This window comes from Plantibacter cousiniae (nom. nud.) (genome assembly GCF_977070315.1).
Window position 1 is genome coordinate 668,203 of record NZ_CDRVEU010000003.1, and the last position, 16,665, is coordinate 684,867.

Below are 16,665 nucleotides of genomic sequence, written 5' to 3' on the forward strand. Positions count from 1 at the left end.
TGCAACACCTGCCAGTCGCAGGGCGACGACTGCTTTTGAAAACCGGATAAAACTTACGCGGACGACTCCGGTCGATTGAAAGTGGCACGGGCGGCAGCAGTACGTCTGGGCTACACTCATCCGGATCAAATTTATCTGCTACAAGGAATTACCCCATGAGCGTGCTTAAGGAATTCAAGGCATTCGCGGTCAAAGGCAACGTAGTTGATATGGCCGTCGGTATTATCATCGGCGCGGCATTCGGCAAGATCGTTTCTTCGTTCGTCGGCGATGTCATCATGCCGCCGCTGGGCCTGTTGATTGGCGGCGTCGACTTCAGTGACCTGGCGGTCACCCTGCGCCCCGCGCAAGGGACCGCACCTGCGGTACTGCTGGCTTACGGCAAGTTCATCCAGACCGTTATCGACTTCATCATCGTCGCGTTCGCGATCTTCATGGGCGTCAAGGCCATCAACCGCCTGAAACGCGAAGAAGCCAAAGCGCCTACCCTGCCGCCAACGCCCACCAAGCAGGAAATCCTGCTGAGCGAAATCCGCGACCTGCTCAAGGAGCAGAGCAAACCGGCAGCGCCCATTACCGTGGATCCTGCGCGTACGCCTTGATTGAGTAAGGCCTGCACCTGCAGGCCATCGCCCCCACGCAGCGCCTTTCAACCGCGATGTCACTAATGACGCAAATTGCGACGTAAGTGACGGCTGCGTCCTGGCGCTGATCCGCCTGACAAAGAAAAGCCGCTGTGTGACGCGGAGCGTCATGAACTGCATTCCCACGCGGAGCGTGAGGAACGATAGTTATGTGACTATCGTGCCAATGCTCGGCACGATAGCCATAGCCAGCTGCCAGCCATCACCAATACGTTTCCACCGCCACTTGCCCCGGCTTGCGTGACAGGCTCAAGCGCATCTCGCGCTGCTTGAGAATCGCCCGAGTGTCATCGATCATCTGCGGATTGCCACACAACATCACCCGCGAATGCTCCGGCGTGAGGGCAATACCGGCAGCGCGCTCCAGCTCTCCGTTTTCGATCAACTGCGTGATACGCCCATTCAATGCACCCGGATGCTGCTCGCGGGTCACCGTAGGCAAAAACAGAAACTTGTCCGCGTATTCAGCCAGGTACTCACGCTGCATCAATTCGGCAATCAATTGCTGATAGGCCAGCTCGCGCGACTCACGCACGCTGTACACCAGAATCACCCGCTCGAACTTCTCCCAGACCTCGAAATCCTGAAGGATCGACAGAAACGGTGCGACCCCAGTGCCTGTGGATAACAGCCAGAGATCGCGACCGTCAATGAAACGATCCAGAGTCAGATAACCAAACGCCTGCTTTTCCACCAACAGACTGTCGCCCTCACGCAAGCGGCTCAACTCGCTGGTGAATTCGCCATCCGGCACCACGATGGAAAAAAACTCCAGAAACTCATCGTGCGGAGAAGAAACCATCGAATAGGCACGCCATACCACCGTGCCGTCGGCCTTGGTCACCCCGAGACGCGCAAACTGTCCGGCACGAAAGCGAAAACCGGGATCACGCGTGGTACGCAGGGTGAACAGGTTCGCGGTCAGCGGCGTGACACGCTGCAGTGTCTGTCGGGTGAATTTGTCGTCACTGACGGTCATGGTGCGCTTTGAACTCCTGAATATGGAAAGCAGCGCCCAGTGTCCCGCAAAGCAGGCTCGATAAACACCGGCTGTTTGTGATGGATTACCCGGCAACGGGCTCTGCAGCTTAGAGTATTTGGTTCTTGGATCAGCCCTTGCAGGGTCGAACATCCACAGAGCCGATTACCCCGACCCTTCTCGCGCGGGGGTTTCAGCCGACAGCCCCAGAACACGCTGCCAAGTGCCATCAGCCCATCCGTCCGGCTGATCCGCGCCACCACGGACTGTCATGTATTTGTCCCTAAACTGGATAAACACCCAGCAAGGTCTGTACACGTACTGCAAGGAGGCTACATGAACACGATGGACATAAATTTCTCACAGCCCTCGCCAGCAAAAAACCTGACTCAGAGAGAAATCGAAGTCCTCAAATGGTCCGCTGAAGGCAAAACAGCTGGCGACATAGCAATGATCCTCTGCCTGAAGGAGCGCACCATTCACTTCCACATTGCCAGCGCCATTCAAAAAATGGGCGTTTGCAACAAGACGGCTGCCGCCGTACAAGCCGCGCTCAGCGGGATGTTCTGACAAAACGGGCAATCACCGCGCAATCAGACAGGTATCGGAACGAAAAAATACGTAAAATCGTCTGTCTCAGCGAGCCCACCTGTCATCGGGCTCACTGACATACCTTCGATTGCACAGAGTTCTCCCGCCAATGCCCCTGCTCATCAGTCCCTTCGCTGAACTTGATCTCATTCGCCAACCCGAGCAACAGGATGAGCCCCTGCAGGCCTTCGATGCCGCTGACGAATACCTGCTCAATCATGTTGCAGAAGCAGGGCTGAGCCTGCAAAGCCGGGTTCTGGTGCTCAATGACAGTTTCGGCGCGTTGGCGGCAAGTCTCGCGCCACATGCTACGGTGATCAGCAGCACCGACTCGTTTCTGGCGGCGCAGGGGCTGGAAAAAAATCTGGCACGCAACGGCATGAGCTACGACGCAGTACCGCACATACCGGCCAGCGAAGCGTTGCAGGGTCCATTCGACTGGGTGCTGATCCGGGTGCCCAAGACCCTGGCGCTGCTCGAAGAGCAACTGATACGCCTGCAAGGTCAACTGGCCCCCGGCGCTCGGGTCATCGCTGCGGCAATGGTCAAGCATTTGCCGCGCTCGGCGGGCGACTTGCTGGAGGAATATGTCGGACCGGTACAGGCCTCGCTGGCAGTAAAAAAAGCCAGATTGCTGTTCGCCACGCCACAGCCCATGGAAGTGCGCACCTCGCCCTACCCGACGCGCTACCGGCTGGATGATCCGGCCATCGAACTGCTCAACCATGCCAATGTGTTCTGCCGCGACGGGCTGGACATCGGCACCCGCGCCTTCCTGCCGCATCTGCCGAAAAATCTTGGCACGGCACGGGTCGCAGACCTGGGTTGCGGTAACGGCGTGCTGGCCATTGCCAGCGCGCTGGACAACCCGCAGGCGCACTACACGCTGGTCGACGAGTCGTTCATGGCCGTGCAATCGGCAGCCGAGAACTGGCAAGCGACGCTGGGGGATCGCGACGTACAGCTTCGCGCAGGCGACGGTCTGGAGATGCAGGAGCCTGACTCGCTGGATGTGGTGCTGTGCAACCCGCCCTTCCACCAGCAGCAAGTGGTTGGCGACTTTCTTGCCTGGCGGATGTTTCTTCAGGCCCGGGCCGCACTGGTGACCGGCGGGGCGCTGTATATCGTCGGCAATCGCCACCTGGGTTATCACACCAAGCTATCGCGCCTGTTCCGCGGCGTCGAGCAAGTCGCCGCCACGCCGAAATTCGTGATTCTGAAAGCCCGCAAGTAACCCAGGCCCACGGCACAAAAAAAGACCCCCTTGCCACGCGAGTGGCAAGAGGGTCGCAAAACGTGTCCGGAGGACACGAACGGGAATTCAGTATCAGTGTGTCGTCAGGCCCGCTGCGCTCATGAACATGCGCATCAGGCTGGCCACGATGAACAGCGCAAATACGCTGCCCGCCCAGATTCCAACCAGCCAGGCCAATCGTTGCCAGAGCGGCTTGCTCAGCGCCGGATCAGGATCGTGCATGGAATGCTTACCAGACATCGTCATTCTCCTCGGTTCGGACTAGTGATAACCGTCTGCAGCCGTCACCTTGCCGCGGAACACGTAGTAGCTCCAGAAGGTGTAGCCCAGGATGAACGGAATGATGAACAGTGTGCCCACCAGCATGAAGCCCTGGCTCTGCGGCGGTGCGGCGGCTGCCCAGATCGATACCGAAGGCGGAATGATGTTCGGCCACAGGCTGATCCCCAGACCGCTGTAGCCCAGAAAAATCAGCAACAGGGTCAGCAGAAACGGCGTGTAGTGAGCATTGCGGGCCACCGCCTTGAACAGACCGTACATGGTCACCAGCACCAGAATCGGTACCGGCATGAACCAGAACAGGTTGGGCGTGCTGAACCAGCGATGCGCGATATCAGCATGAGCCAGCGGCGTCCACAGGCTGACCACGGCCATGACCGCGAGCACTGCAAGGGCCAGCGGACGTGCCAGATCATGCATCGCCTTCTGCAGCGAGCCTTCGGTTTTCATGATCAGCCAGGTGCAGCCCAGCAGCGCATAGGCAACGATCAAGGCCAGCCCGCAGAACATCGGGAACGGCGAGAGCCAGTCCAGCGAGCCTCCGGCAAACTGGCGATCGACCACCGGAATGCCTTCAATGTAGGCGCCCAGTGCCACGCCTTGGAAGAAGGTCGCAGCCAGCGAGCCGCCAATGAACGCCTTGTCCCACCAGTGGCGCTTCAGCTCGGTCGCCTTGAAGCGGAACTCGAATGCCACGCCACGGAAGATCAGGCCCATGAGCATGAACATCAGCGGCAGGTACAGCGCAGACAGGACCACCGAGTAGGCCAGCGGGAAAGCACCGAACAATGCCGCACCGCCCAGCACCAGCCAGGTTTCGTTGCCGTCCCAGACCGGCGCGACGGTGTTCATCATCACGTCGCGGTCGGAGCTGTCCTTCATGAACGGGAAGAGAATCCCGATACCCAGATCGAAGCCGTCCATCACCACGTACATCATGATGCCGAAGACGATGATGACGGCCCAGATCAGCGGAAGATCGATACCCATGGCTTAAATCCCCTTGCCGAGCGGGTCAAGATTGCCGCCATCTTCTTCGCCTTCAACAGCGGCGGAGAGCGGACGGGCCGGTGTGCGTTGCTGGCCGGGACCACCGTGAGGCACATGTTCGACGTAGGCTTTCGGCCCTTTGCGAACCAGACGCATCATGTAGCCAAGACCTGTACCGAAGAGCACGAAGTAGACGACCACGAACAACACCAGGGTGATGCTCATCTGCGCCACGCTGTGCCCGGACGACGCATCCGCGGTACGCATCAGGCCGTACACGACCCACGGCTGACGACCGATTTCGGTGGTGAACCAGCCTGCGAGAATCGCGATCAGGCCAGACGGCCCCATCCACAACGCCAGGTACAGGAACGGACGCGAGTTATACAGCGTGCCGCGCTTGCGCAGCCACAGGCTCCACAGGCCGGTGAAGATCATCAGCATGCCGAGGGCGACCATGACCCGGAACGACCAGAACACGATTGTCGAGTTAGGGCGATCCTCAGGCTTGAACTCCTTGAGCGCCGGCACCTGCTTGTCGAGACTGTGAGTCAGGATCAGGCTGCCCAGGTACGGAATTTCCACCGCGAACTTGGTTCGTTCTTCCTTCATGTCGGGAATGCCGAACAGGATCAGCGGGGTCGGTTCGTCACCGACGTTCTCCCAGTGACCTTCGATGGCCGCGATCTTCGCGGGCTGATGCTTGAGCGTATTCAGACCGTGGAAGTCACCGACGACAGCCTGGACAGGCGCCACCAGCAGGGCCATCCACATGGCCATCGAGAGCATCTTGCGTACCGCAGGTGTGTCACGGCCCCGCAACAGGTGCCAGGCAGCCGACGAACCGACGAAGAACGCCGTCGCCACGAATGCGGCAATCGCCATGTGCGTCAGGCGATAAGGGAACGACGGGTTGAAGACCACGGCGAACCAGTCAGTGGGAATGACCCGACCGTCAATGATCTCGAACCCTTGCGGCGTCTGCATCCAGCTGTTGGACGACAGAATCCAGAAGGTGGAGATCAGCGTGCCGATGGCGACCATTACCGTGGAGAAGAAGTGCAGGTTGCGGCCGACACGATTCCAGCCGAACAGCATGACGCCGAGGAAGCCCGCCTCAAGGAAGAACGCGGTCAGCACCTCGTAGGTCAGCAACGGGCCGGTCACAGCACCTGCGAAGTCGGAGAAGCGGCTCCAGTTGGTGCCGAACTGGTAGGCCATGACGAGCCCGGAAACCACGCCCATGCCGAAGTTGACAGCAAAAATCTTCGACCAGAAGTGGTACAGGTCACGGTAGACGTCATCGCGGGTCTTCAGCCACAGGCCTTCGAGCACAGCCAGGTAACTTGCCAGACCAATAGTGATGGCAGGAAACAGGATGTGAAACGAAATCGTGAATGCGAACTGGATCCGGGCGAGATCTATAGCCTCTAAACCGAACATAGGATGTTCCTCTCTCAGATGAAACCTGCTGCCGGCCGCAAGCCAACAGCGATTGCCCCCACGGTAATGAGTGCTTATGTTTCTTTATTCTGGCGTTTCCAATGGCGAAAACGCTGGTCGATGCACCGATCATTGCCTGAACGCAATGATGCAGATCAATCGACCATCAAAGAGTAGTCCTGTTCAGCCATTAAAGTCGTGTGGTCTATTGTCGCGTGGCGGGTTGTCTCACCTACACAGCGCTTGCAGATGCAGAGTCCTTCCGGGCACCTATCGTTCCTCACGCTCCGCGTGGGAATGCCGTTCGTGACGCTCCGCGTCACACCTGCGCCGCACTGCCTGCGCAGGAGGATGTAAAGCGTCACGCACTGCATGCCAATGCAGAGCATTGGCATGATAGGCCGTTGGATTTGCGGTCGCTGTTACAACAGCTTATCCAGCGTGATCGGAAACTCGCGGATCCGCTTGCCGGTGGCGTGATAGATCGCGTTGGCGATCGCTGCCGGGACGCCCACGATGCCGATTTCACCGACGCCCTTGGAGCCCAGCGCGTTGACGATATCGTCGTGTTCTTCGACAAACAGCACGTCGATGTCGCCGATGTCAGCATTCACCGGGATGTGGTACTCGGCCAGGCTGTGGTTCATCGGACGGCCCAGGTTGTGGTCAAGCATCGCCTCTTCCTGAAGCGCCATGCCCATGCCCCAGACAACGCCACCCAGAATCTGACTGCGCGCCATTTTCGGGTTCACGACCCTGCCCGCTGCCACGGCACTGACCACACGATTGACCTTGATAGTGCCCAGATCCTCGTCAACCAGCACCTCAACGAACACCGCTGAGTGCGTCGCTGCCGCGTAGGCCTCACGCTTCTTGTCCGGCTCGGCGTCGACTTGCACCTCGATGACACCATGGGCCTGAGACGCTGCCAGTTCAGCCATCGATAGCGCCTGATCGCCTATGTGCAGCTTGCCCGCTTCGAAGCGAACCTGATCCGGCGTCACGGAAGCGAATTGTGGATGCTGCCCCTTGGCAACTTCCAGTACCTGTCGCTGCAAAGCCTGACAGGCCTGTTGCACCGCAGTACCGACTGAAGAAACCGTGAACGAGCCACCCTGCAACGGCGCAGTCGGCAATGAAGAATCACCCAGCAGGAAGCTGACGTTATCCACTTCGATACCCGACGATTCTGCAGCGATCTGCGTCATGACGGTATAAGTGCCGGTGCCGATGTCGGTGGTAGCACTACTGACCACCAGCTTGCCGTCACCTTGCAGACGCGCCTTGGCGCTGGCCTTCATCTGCATGGCCTCCCAGACACCGCCGGCCATGCCCCAGCCGACCAGTTGACGGCCCTGGCGCATGCTGCGTGGCTCAGGGTTACGGCTGGACCAGCCAAAGCGTTCGGCACCCTGGGCGTAGCATTCGCGCAATTCCTTGCTCGAATACGGCTTGTCTTCGTTACCGTTGCGCTCGGCGTAGTTGGTCAGACGCAGGCGCACCGGGTCGATGGCCAAGGCGTAAGCCAGCTCGTCCATGGCGCATTCCAGGCCGATCATGCCCAGGGCAGCACCTGGCGCACGCATGTCGAGCGGCGTGAACACATCCAGCGGCACCAGCTTATAGGTCAACTTCACGTTGTCGCAGTGATAGAGCATGCCGCTCCATTCCACCACGTGTTCGCTGAAATCTTCGAAGCGCGAAGTCTGCCCGATGGCCTCATGACCGACCGCCAGCAAACGGCCGTTGGCAGCCGCCCCCAGACGCAGACGCTGAATGGTGCGCGGGCGATAACCGAAGGTGAACATCTGCTGCCGGGTCAGCGTCAGGCGCACGGAGCGCTTGAGGTGCAATGCAGCCATCACCGCCAGCGGCAACTGATATTGCGGGCGCAGGCCGGAGCCGAAGGCACCACCGACAAAGGCGGCCAGCACACGGATCTTGTCCTTTTCCAGGCCAAAGACCTTGTGCAGGTAGTCCTGACAGTTTTGCGTACCCTGCGTCTTGTCGTGAATCTGCAAGCTGCCGTCGGCCTGATACAGGACGGTCGACGCGTGCGGCTCCATTGGGTTGTGGTATTCGCTGGGCGTGCTGTATGTCACGTCCACACTCAGCGCAGAGCTGGCCAGTTCACCCTCAAAGTTGCCACGCGGCGGCGGCAATTCGGCAGGCGCGTCATAAGCGGTGTCGAGCATGGCCTGCAGATCGGTCTGGTGCTCCTGCTGCTCGTATTCGATACGCACCAACGAGCCCGCATGCCGCGCCAGCTCCAGCGTATCGGCAACGACCAGCGCGAGCGGTTGGCCGCTGTACATCACGTTGTCGTTGTAGAAAGGACGAAACGGCGACCCGTCAGCCGAATCGGCGTCCTCATAGTTTTCGTCGTAGCTGGCCAGCGAAGGACGATTGGTGTGGTCGATGACCGCGACCACACCCGGCACCTTCATTGCCTCGCTCGTATCGATGCTGGCGACGCGCCCGTTGGCGATGGTGCTGGAGACCACGCTGCCGTACAGCAACCCTTCTTCAGGGTATTCACCGGCGTAACGTGCGCCACCGGTCACTTTCAATCGGCCGTCGACGCGGTCCACAGGCTTGCCCATTGGCGAAAATGGCTGGTTCATTGGGCGCTCCCTCCTGTTGCGGCATCGCTCAAGGCACGAATGATCGCGCGGCGGGCCAGTCTCACTTTGAAACCGTTGTGCTCCAGAGGCTGGGCATCTTCCAGCATGGCGTCTGCGGCAGCGGCGAAGTTCTCGCGGGTGACCGGCTTGCCGATCAGCAGCGCTTCGACCGCCTTGTCGCGCCATGGCTTGTGCGCGACACCGCCCAATGCCAGACGCACGTCGCGAATCACCTCGCCGTCCAGATCGATGGCGGCAGCCACCGATATCAGGGCAAACGCGTAGGACGCACGGTCGCGGATTTTCAGATAAGCGTTGTGGCTGACAAAGCCGTTTGCAGGCAGCTCGACGGCAATGATCAACTCATCGTCGGCCAACTGATTGTCACGCTGCGGCGCATCACCCGGCAGGCGGTGGAAATCCGCGAACTCGATGGTGCGACGACCGGCACGTCCCTGGACATGCACCACCGCTTCCAGCGCAGCCAGGGCCACGCACATGTCGGAAGGGTGAGTCGCGACGCAATCTTCGCTGGCACCGAGAATCGCGTGAATGCGATTCACGCCGGTGCGCGCCGGGCAGCCGCTGCCCGGTTCGCGCTTGTTGCACGGCACGCCGGTGTCATAGAAGTAATAGCAGCGGGTGCGTTGCAGCAGGTTGCCGCCAGTGCTGGCCATGTTGCGCAACTGCGGCGACGCACCGGCCAGCACCGCTTTGCTCAGCAGCGGGTAACGCGCTTCGATCAACGGGTGATAGGCCAGGTCGGCGTTGCTGACCAACGCACCGATCATCAGACCGCCCGAGGCGGTTTCAGTGACATCCCTTAAAGGCAGGCCGGTGATGTCGATCAGGTGCTCGGGCGTGGCGACGTTTTCTTTCATCAGGTCGAGCAGGTTGGTGCCGCCCGCAATGAAGCGCGTGGCCGGGCCGCTCAGGTTGACCGCTGCGGTGATGTCGGTCGGCTTGCTGTAGGTAAACGGATTCATGCGTTCACCTCCGGCTTCGGCGCCGCATTGTGGAACTGTGGCAACGCCTCTTCGACGGCGGCGAGAATATTGCTGTAGGCACCGCAGCGGCACAGGTTACCGCTCATCAGCTCCTGAATCTCAGCACGCGTGCTGGCGCGACCTTCATTGGCCAGCCCGACAGCCGAGCAGATCTGCCCGGGCGTGCAGTAGCCGCACTGGAACGCATCATTCTTGATGAACGCCTGCTGCATGGGGTGCAACTGGTCGCCATCGGCTAGGCCTTCAATGGTGGTCAGCTCGGCGCCGTCACACATGATCGCCAGCGTCAGGCAGGCATTGATGCGCGTGCCGTCGCGCAGTACGGTACATGCACCGCACTGGCCGTGGTCGCAGCCTTTCTTGGTGCCGACCAGATCGAGCTGATCGCGCAGCAGGTCAAGCAAGGTGGTCCAGGGCAGCACATCCAGTTGGCGGAGCTGTCCGTTCAGGGTCAGAGAAATCGCGTGGGTGGCGAAGTCCTGGGGGTTCGGGGTCGTTGCACTCATGGAAACCTCACGGTAGGCGGTCGCTTAGCGCACTTTTTATGCGTCTTAAGGGGTGGGACTTCGCGAGGTTTGCAACGTTCAGGCTTTCTTGATGAGCGTACTTGTCATCGAAAGGCCGTCATCCACAGGCAGCCATCCCGCCAAGCTGCTGGTATGATGCGCGGCTTTTTCCGAGCCGCAAAAATCAAAAGGGCTGCCCTGCAGTCTGTGCTTTGCTGCTGGAGTCGATCATTCACGACGCGCGCCGCGTCACGGAGAGCCAGACATGCTGGAAAGGCTGTTTCAACTCAAGGCACACAACACCAACGTGCGGACCGAGATTCTTGCGGGCGTCACGACTTTCCTGGCGATGGCTTACATCCTGTTCGTCAACCCGAGCATCCTCGGCGAAACCGGCATGGACAAGGGCGCCGTGTTCGTCGCCACCTGCCTGGCAGCGGCCATCGGCTCGACGGTCATGGGCCTGATCGCCAACTACCCGATCGCCCTGGCACCGGGCATGGGTTTGAACGCCTTCTTTACCTACACCGTGGTCCTGCACATGGGTCACAGCTGGCAGGTGGCGCTGGGCGCGGTGTTCATTTCAGCGGTGATGTTCTTCATCCTGTCGATCTTCCGGATCCGTGAATGGATCATCAACAGCATTCCCCTGCCCCTGCGCTCGGCGATTGCAGCCGGTATCGGCCTGTTTCTGGCGCTGATCGCCCTGCATAACGCCGGTATCGTGGTCAGCAACCCGGCGACCATGGTCGGCATGGGCGATCTCAAACAGCCAGCCCCGGTACTGGCGACGCTGGGCTTCTTTTTGATCGTGGCCCTGGATTACCTCAAAGTGCGCGGAGCCGTGCTGATCGGCATCCTCGCGGTCACCCTGGTGTCCATCGCCCTGGGCTTCTCGCCGTTTGGCGGTGTGGTGTCGATGCCGCCTTCGCTGGCACCCACGTTCATGCAACTGGACATCATGGGTGCGCTGGACGTCGGTCTGGTCAGCATCATCTTCGCCTTCCTGTTCGTCGATATCTTCGACAACTCCGGCACCCTCATCGGCGTGGCCAAACGCGCCGGGCTGATGGGCAAGGACGGGCACATGCCGAAGATGGGCCGTGCGCTGATCGCCGACAGTACTGCCGCAATGGCCGGCTCCCTGCTGGGCACCTCGACCACCACCAGCTACATCGAGTCGGCTGCAGGCGTGAGTGCGGGTGGCCGCACAGGTCTGACCGCCGTAGTGGTCGCCGTGCTGTTCCTGCTGGCGCTGTTCTTCGCCCCGCTGGCCGGCAGCGTGCCGGCCTTCGCGACCGCACCCGCGCTGCTGTTCGTCGCCGTGTTGATGGCGTCCGGCATGGCGGAAATCGACTGGGATGACATCACAGTCGCAGCGCCAGTAGTCATCACTGCCCTGGCCATGCCATTCACCTACTCCATTGCCAACGGCATCGCCTTTGGCTTCATTTCCTGGACCGCGATCAAACTGCTGTCGGGACGCTGGCGCGAGCTGAATTCCGCGCTGGTGATCCTGTCGATCCTGTTCGTGATCAAGCTGGGCTGGTTCAACGCATGAGTGTTCCCTTCGACCCTGCGAGCTACGACCGTCAGCTCGAAGAAAAAACCGTCCGCCTGCGCGAGTTACTGGCGCCGTTCGATGCACCCGAGCCGCAGGTGTTCGACTCGCCACGCGAACACTATCGGCTGCGCGCCGAGTTCCGCCTGTGGCGCGAAGACCAGAAGCGTTACTACGCGATGTTCGCGCCGGGCGACAACAGGACACCGATCCTGCTCGAAGGCCTGCCGATCGCCAGCGAGCGCATCAACGCGCTGATGCCGGTGCTGCGCGAACGCTGGGAAGCCAGCCCGACGTTGAACCACAAGCTGTTTCAGGTGGACTTTCTGACCACACTGGCAGGCGACGCGATGATTACCCTGTGTTATCACCGCCCGCTGGACGCCGAATGGCAGGCCGCAGCCGAGCAATTGGCTGCCGAACTGGACGTCAGCCTGATTGGCCGCTCCAAGGGTCAGAAGCTGGTCATCGGTCATGATTACGTGACCGAGAAGCTCGACGTGGCTGGCCGTACGTTCAGCTACCGGCAACCGGAAGGCGCTTTCACTCAGCCCAACGGCACGGTGAACGGCAAGATGCTCAACTGGGCCTTCGACGCGCTGGGCGAGCGGCAGGACGACCTGCTGGAGCTGTATTGCGGCAATGGCAACTTCACCCTGCCGCTGGCCACCCGCGTGCGCAAGGTGCTGGCGACCGAAATCAGCAAGACCTCGGTCAACGCGGCGCTGAGCAACCTCGATGACAACGGCGTCAACAACGTCACGCTGGTGCGCCTGTCAGCTGAAGAACTGACCGAAGCCCTGAATGAAGTGCGCCCGTTCCGTCGTCTGCACGGCGTGGACTTGAAGAGTTACGATTTCGGCAGCGTGTTCGTCGACCCGCCCCGCGCCGGCATGGACCCGGACACCTGCGAACTGACCCGGCGCTTCGAACGCATTCTGTACATTTCCTGCAACCCGGAAACCCTGGCCGCCAACATCGCCCAACTGCACGACACCCACCGGGTCGAGCGCTGCGCGCTGTTCGATCAGTTTCCGTACACCCACCACATGGAATCGGGCGTGCTGCTGGTTCGCCGTTGAAGCTCCCGGGACGCCACTATCGTGCGACGCTCTGCGTCGCATGCCTTTCTGGACGCTCCGCGTCCTATCCTGAACAGGCGGCGCGACATAGATCTGTGACGCAGAGCGTCACCCACGGCATTCCCACGCTGGAGCGTGAGGAACGATAATCTCGACTATCGTGCGGCGCTCTGCGTCGCATGCCGTTCCGGACGCTCCGCGTCCTATCCTGTACATGCGGCGCGGCGCAGATTCTTTCATACCCGTCACGGCGAAACTGTCAGAATATTTATTAGCTTCCTATCGATACGCTGGGGTATAAACCAAAAACCTGAATCAGCTGCTTCGATGGGATCCTTTTTCTTGAGCTCCGAGTCTTCCGCGCCTTCTGCCCCGGTCAAGTTGTCCAGCCAGCCCGGTTTCGTCAGTTTTATCCTCTCGCGTCTGATGGCGGTGTTTGCCATGCAGATTCAGGCGGTGGTCGTTGCCTGGCAGGTGTATGACATGACCCGCGAGCCGATGGCGCTGGCGTATGTGGGCCTTGCTCAGTTCATTCCCATGTTGCTGCTGTTGATGCCTGCCGGGGATCTGATCGACCGCTACAACCGCAAGATCATTCTGATGCTCAGCTGGGGGGTGCAGGCGATTTGTGGCGTCATTCTGCTGGTGTTCTCGGCGCTGAAGCTACAAGACCTGCGGCTGATCTACGGCGCGCTGATGCTGTATGGCTGCGCCCGCGCCTTTACCGGTCCGGCGCTGCAAAGCCTGTTGCCGCAGATTGTCCCGCGCGACCAGCTGCCCTCGGCCATCGCCACCAACAGCGTGATCATGCGCTGCTCGACCGTCGGTGGCCCGCTGATCGGTGGCTATCTGTACTGGCTGGGCGGCGCAGAGCTGACGTATTCGGTCTGCGTCGCAGCCTTCATTGCCGGCATCCTGTTTCTGTCCCCCGTGGCAACGCCCTTTGCCGGTAAACCGGTGGAACTGGGCTCCAGCGCCTGGGGCCGGTTCACCGCAGGTATTGCCTTCATTCGCTCGCGGCCAATCATCCTTGGCACCATTTCGCTGGACCTGTTCGCCGTGCTGCTCGGCGGCGTGGTGGCGCTGCTGCCGATCTACGCCCATGAAGTGCTGCACCTCGGACCGCAAGGGCTGGGCATGCTGCGGGCGTCGATGAGCCTGGGAGAACTGGGCGTGGGCATTTACCTGAGCATGCGCCCGCTGCAGCGCAACGTCGGCATGACCATGTTTCTCGCCGTCGGCCTGTTCGGCGTAGCGAATCTGGTGTTTGCACTGTCGACACTGTTCTGGCTGTCATGCCTGGCCCTGCTGATCGCGGGCGCGGCGGACATGGTCAGCGTGTTCATTCGTTCGGCGCTGGTGCAGTTCTCGACGCCGGACAACATGCGCGGCCGGGTCAATGCCGTGAACATGCTGTTTATTGGCTCCTCCAACGAGCTGGGCGAGTTCCGCGCAGGCACCAGTGCCTCGCTGGTCGGCGCCATCCCTGCCGCAATCATGGGTGGCGTCTGCACGCTGGGCGTGGTCGGTGCCTGGATGACGGGCTTCAAATCGTTGCGCCAGGTCGACCGTTTTGCCGACGCCTCGCCGCCGGACGTGCTCAACGCGCAGACCGTCAAACAGGCCTGACAGCGGCGGATTTCAGCAAAACACAGCCACGGCACAGCTTGCGCGAACCAATCAGCCCCGGCCCACCTCTATACCCTCGCATTCTGCACACGACGATGGCCGGAACACGCCGGACTGGCGTATTCGCGTATCAGCAGCGACACTCATTGCACGAAAAGAAGAGGGATCCGACATGCTCTGGAAAAAAGGCCGACGCAGCGACAACGTAGTCGATGCGCGCGATGGCGGCAGCAGTGGTGGCGGCGGTGGCATGCGCATCGGCGGCAAGGGCCTGGGTCTGGGCGGCATCGTCATCATCGTCGCCATCGGCCTGCTCACCGGTCAGGACCCGATGCAGATTCTCGGGCAACTGACCGGGCAAGTAACCGAGCAAAGCGCTCCACCCAGCGCGCAGACGCGTGAAGCGCCGCCGGCCAACGACCAGCAGGCCGAATTCGTGCGCAGCATCCTTGGCGATACCGAGGACACCTGGCGTGCCGTGTTCGCCCAGAATGGTCGCGAATACAAGGACCCTACGCTGGTGCTGTTCAGCGGCCAGGTGAACTCGGCCTGCGGTCGCGCGACCTCGGCAACCGGTCCGTTCTATTGCCCGGCTGACCAGCAGGTCTATCTGGACATGGACTTCTTCCGTGAAATGGCCCAGCGCTTTTCCGCCGCTGGCGACTTCGCTCAGGCTTACGTGATCGCTCACGAAGTCGGGCACCATGTGCAGACGCTGCTGGGCATTTCCGCCAAGGTCGACAAGGCTCGCCAGGCCGGGCAGAAAATGGAAGGTGCCAACGGTTTACTGGTCCGCCAGGAGCTGCAGGCGGACTGCTTTGCCGGTGTTTGGGCGTACAACGCACAAAATCGTTTGAACTGGCTCGAGCCGGGTGATATTGAAGAAGCATTGAACGCGGCCAACGCTATCGGCGATGATCGCTTGCAACAGCAAAGCAGTGGTCGAGTCGCTCCGGACTCCTTCACTCACGGCACGTCTGCACAGCGTGTACGCTGGTTCAAGGCAGGCTTTGCCCAAGGTCAAATCAATCAATGCGATACGTTCGCCGCCAAGAGTCTCTGAGCACATGATTAAACCGCTTCTGGTCCTGTTGTTGAGCACTGCCTTCGTGAGCCTCGGGGCGCATGCCGAGGATCAAGCGGTCAATTCCATCAGCCCGGATCGCCTCGCCATCAATGGCGCTGAGGCGACTCTGGGGTTGAGCCAGGAGTGGGTACACCCCAAACCGAAGATCGAGCGCGTGGTGATCGTCCTGCACGGTCGCCTGCGCAATGCGCAAACCTACCTGCGCAGCATCGAACGTGCGGCCAACCAGTCCAGAGAGCGCAGCAAGACCCTGCTGATCGCCCCGCAATTTCTGGATGAAAAGGATATCGTCGCGCACCACCTGCCGGACTCTATCCTGCGCTGGCGCCAGAACAGCTGGATGGAAGGTGCAACCTCCACCGATCCCAAGCCGGTCAGCTCGTTTCTGGTGCTGGACCACATCCTCAAGCGCCTGAGCGACAGCAAACTGTTCCCCAACCTGAAGGAAATCGTCATTGCCGGGCACTCCGGTGGTGCCCAGGTGGTGCAGCGCTACGCGATGATCGGCGGCAAGGAAGACGCCTTGCTGCAACGTGAAGGCGTGAAGCTGCGCTACGTGATCGCCAATCCGTCGTCCTACGCTTATTTCGACGCGGAACGACCTGAGCCGGTAACCGCGCAGAGCTGCCCGAACTTCAACGACTGGAAATACGGCCTCAACAAGATGCCGTTCTACTCGGGCAAGGAAAAGCCGGCTGACATCGAGAAGAATTACGTGAAGCGCGACATCACTTACCTGATGGGCGAGCTGGACACCGACCGCAACCACCCGGCGCTGGACAAGACCTGTGCCGCCGAAGCGCAAGGTCCCTACCGCCTGATTCGTGGGCAGAACTACTTCAACTATCTGCAGAAGCGTCACCCGGAAGGGCTGAACCAGCGTCTGGTGATCGTGCCGAAAGTCGGCCACAACGGCGACGGGATCTTCACTTCACCGGAAGGCCAGGCGGTGCTGTTCAAGCCGTTTTGAGTGATAGGGATATAACTA

15 protein-coding genes are annotated in these 16,665 nt (G+C 60.6%); 8 read left to right on the forward strand and 7 right to left on the reverse strand.

From position 1 onward, the window contains the following. Positions 1-155 precede the first annotated feature (155 nt). On the forward strand, positions 156-602 hold the full coding sequence (mscL, locus tag ACW55A_RS09815; RefSeq protein WP_003368707.1) for a large-conductance mechanosensitive channel protein MscL: 447 nt from the start codon (positions 156-158) through the stop codon (positions 600-602). Positions 603-846: 244 nt separating this feature from the next. On the opposite strand, the gene ACW55A_RS09820 is transcribed toward mscL, so the two are convergent. Continuing rightward, complete coding sequence (locus ACW55A_RS09820; protein ID WP_003368708.1) at positions 847-1,623, reverse strand: ferredoxin--NADP reductase; 777 nt, start codon at positions 1,621-1,623, stop codon at positions 847-849. 336 nt (positions 1,624-1,959) lie between these two features. On the opposite strand from ACW55A_RS09820, the gene ACW55A_RS09825 reads away from it, so the two are divergent. Both ACW55A_RS09825 and ACW55A_RS09830 read left to right on the forward strand, forming a co-directional pair. Next, positions 1,960-2,193: a helix-turn-helix domain-containing protein gene (locus tag ACW55A_RS09825; protein WP_003340758.1), complete on the forward strand. Its 234-nt coding sequence runs from the start codon at positions 1,960-1,962 to the stop codon at positions 2,191-2,193. A gap of 130 nt (positions 2,194-2,323) precedes the next feature. Further along, positions 2,324-3,448: a methyltransferase gene (locus ACW55A_RS09830; RefSeq protein WP_003431638.1), complete on the forward strand. Its 1,125-nt coding sequence runs from the start codon at positions 2,324-2,326 to the stop codon at positions 3,446-3,448. Positions 3,449-3,541: 93 nt separating this feature from the next. On the opposite strand, the gene ACW55A_RS09835 is transcribed toward ACW55A_RS09830, so the two are convergent. From ACW55A_RS09835 to ACW55A_RS09860, 6 genes are all read right to left on the reverse strand, one after another. Next, positions 3,542-3,709, reverse strand: a complete 168-nt coding sequence (locus ACW55A_RS09835) for a DUF2474 domain-containing protein (protein WP_003368712.1) — start codon at positions 3,707-3,709, stop codon at positions 3,542-3,544. Between the two features lie 21 nt (positions 3,710-3,730). After that, positions 3,731-4,738, reverse strand: coding sequence for a cytochrome d ubiquinol oxidase subunit II (cydB, locus tag ACW55A_RS09840; protein ID WP_003368713.1), 1,008 nt, complete (start codon positions 4,736-4,738; stop codon positions 3,731-3,733). Positions 4,739-4,741: 3 nt separating this feature from the next. Next, complete coding sequence (locus ACW55A_RS09845) at positions 4,742-6,181, reverse strand: cytochrome ubiquinol oxidase subunit I (protein ID WP_003431639.1); 1,440 nt, start codon at positions 6,179-6,181, stop codon at positions 4,742-4,744. Positions 6,182-6,603: 422 nt separating this feature from the next. Beyond that, complete coding sequence (locus ACW55A_RS09850; protein WP_054081985.1) at positions 6,604-8,805, reverse strand: xanthine dehydrogenase family protein molybdopterin-binding subunit; 2,202 nt, start codon at positions 8,803-8,805, stop codon at positions 6,604-6,606. Continuing rightward, a complete protein-coding gene (locus tag ACW55A_RS09855) occupies positions 8,802-9,791 on the reverse strand; it encodes an FAD binding domain-containing protein (protein WP_054081984.1) in 990 nt (329 codons plus the stop codon). The genes ACW55A_RS09850 and ACW55A_RS09855 overlap by 4 nt, the downstream gene beginning before the upstream one ends. Beyond that, a complete protein-coding gene (locus tag ACW55A_RS09860; protein WP_003368718.1) occupies positions 9,788-10,318 on the reverse strand; it encodes a (2Fe-2S)-binding protein in 531 nt (176 codons plus the stop codon). The genes ACW55A_RS09855 and ACW55A_RS09860 overlap by 4 nt, the downstream gene beginning before the upstream one ends. Before the next feature lie 265 nt (positions 10,319-10,583). Between ACW55A_RS09860 and ACW55A_RS09865 the strand changes: the two genes are divergently transcribed. The 5 genes from ACW55A_RS09865 (at position 10,584) to ACW55A_RS09885 (ending at position 16,647) form a co-directional block, all read left to right on the forward strand. Next, positions 10,584-11,879, forward strand: a complete 1,296-nt coding sequence (locus ACW55A_RS09865; protein ID WP_003396212.1) for an NCS2 family permease — start codon at positions 10,584-10,586, stop codon at positions 11,877-11,879. Beyond that, positions 11,876-12,961 carry a tRNA (uridine(54)-C5)-methyltransferase TrmA gene (trmA, locus tag ACW55A_RS09870; protein ID WP_455809079.1) on the forward strand — a complete coding sequence of 362 codons (1,086 nt, stop codon included), beginning with the start codon at positions 11,876-11,878 and terminating at the stop codon, positions 12,959-12,961. The genes ACW55A_RS09865 and trmA overlap by 4 nt, the downstream gene beginning before the upstream one ends. Before the next feature lie 342 nt (positions 12,962-13,303). Continuing rightward, positions 13,304-14,590: an MFS transporter gene (locus ACW55A_RS09875; protein WP_032609214.1), complete on the forward strand. Its 1,287-nt coding sequence runs from the start codon at positions 13,304-13,306 to the stop codon at positions 14,588-14,590. A gap of 172 nt (positions 14,591-14,762) precedes the next feature. Beyond that, complete coding sequence (gene ypfJ / locus ACW55A_RS09880; RefSeq protein ID WP_003368722.1) at positions 14,763-15,653, forward strand: KPN_02809 family neutral zinc metallopeptidase; 891 nt, start codon at positions 14,763-14,765, stop codon at positions 15,651-15,653. A 4-nt stretch (positions 15,654-15,657) separates the two neighbouring features. Continuing rightward, positions 15,658-16,647, forward strand: coding sequence for a hypothetical protein (locus ACW55A_RS09885; protein WP_003368723.1), 990 nt, complete (start codon positions 15,658-15,660; stop codon positions 16,645-16,647). The last annotated feature ends 18 nt before the right edge of the window (positions 16,648-16,665 follow it).

Excerpts from the sequence above, each read along its gene's own strand:
- mscL (WP_003368707.1), top strand. The coding sequence starts at position 156 with ATGAGCGTGCTTAAGGAATTCAAGGCATTCGCGGTCAAAGGCAACGTA.
- ACW55A_RS09820 (WP_003368708.1), bottom strand. The coding sequence starts at position 1,623 with ATGACCGTCAGTGACGACAAATTCACCCGACAGACACTGCAGCGTGTC.
- ACW55A_RS09825 (WP_003340758.1), top strand. The coding sequence starts at position 1,960 with ATGAACACGATGGACATAAATTTCTCACAGCCCTCGCCAGCAAAAAAC.
- ACW55A_RS09830 (WP_003431638.1), top strand. The coding sequence starts at position 2,324 with ATGCCCCTGCTCATCAGTCCCTTCGCTGAACTTGATCTCATTCGCCAA.
- ACW55A_RS09835 (WP_003368712.1), bottom strand. The coding sequence starts at position 3,709 with ATGTCTGGTAAGCATTCCATGCACGATCCTGATCCGGCGCTGAGCAAG.
- cydB (WP_003368713.1), bottom strand. The coding sequence starts at position 4,738 with ATGGGTATCGATCTTCCGCTGATCTGGGCCGTCATCATCGTCTTCGGC.
- ACW55A_RS09845 (WP_003431639.1), bottom strand. The coding sequence starts at position 6,181 with ATGTTCGGTTTAGAGGCTATAGATCTCGCCCGGATCCAGTTCGCATTC.
- ACW55A_RS09850 (WP_054081985.1), bottom strand. The coding sequence starts at position 8,805 with ATGAACCAGCCATTTTCGCCAATGGGCAAGCCTGTGGACCGCGTCGAC.
- ACW55A_RS09855 (WP_054081984.1), bottom strand. The coding sequence starts at position 9,791 with ATGAATCCGTTTACCTACAGCAAGCCGACCGACATCACCGCAGCGGTC.
- ACW55A_RS09860 (WP_003368718.1), bottom strand. The coding sequence starts at position 10,318 with ATGAGTGCAACGACCCCGAACCCCCAGGACTTCGCCACCCACGCGATT.
- ACW55A_RS09865 (WP_003396212.1), top strand. The coding sequence starts at position 10,584 with ATGCTGGAAAGGCTGTTTCAACTCAAGGCACACAACACCAACGTGCGG.
- trmA (WP_455809079.1), top strand. The coding sequence starts at position 11,876 with ATGAGTGTTCCCTTCGACCCTGCGAGCTACGACCGTCAGCTCGAAGAA.
- ypfJ (WP_003368722.1), top strand. The coding sequence starts at position 14,763 with ATGCTCTGGAAAAAAGGCCGACGCAGCGACAACGTAGTCGATGCGCGC.
- ACW55A_RS09885 (WP_003368723.1), top strand. The coding sequence starts at position 15,658 with ATGATTAAACCGCTTCTGGTCCTGTTGTTGAGCACTGCCTTCGTGAGC.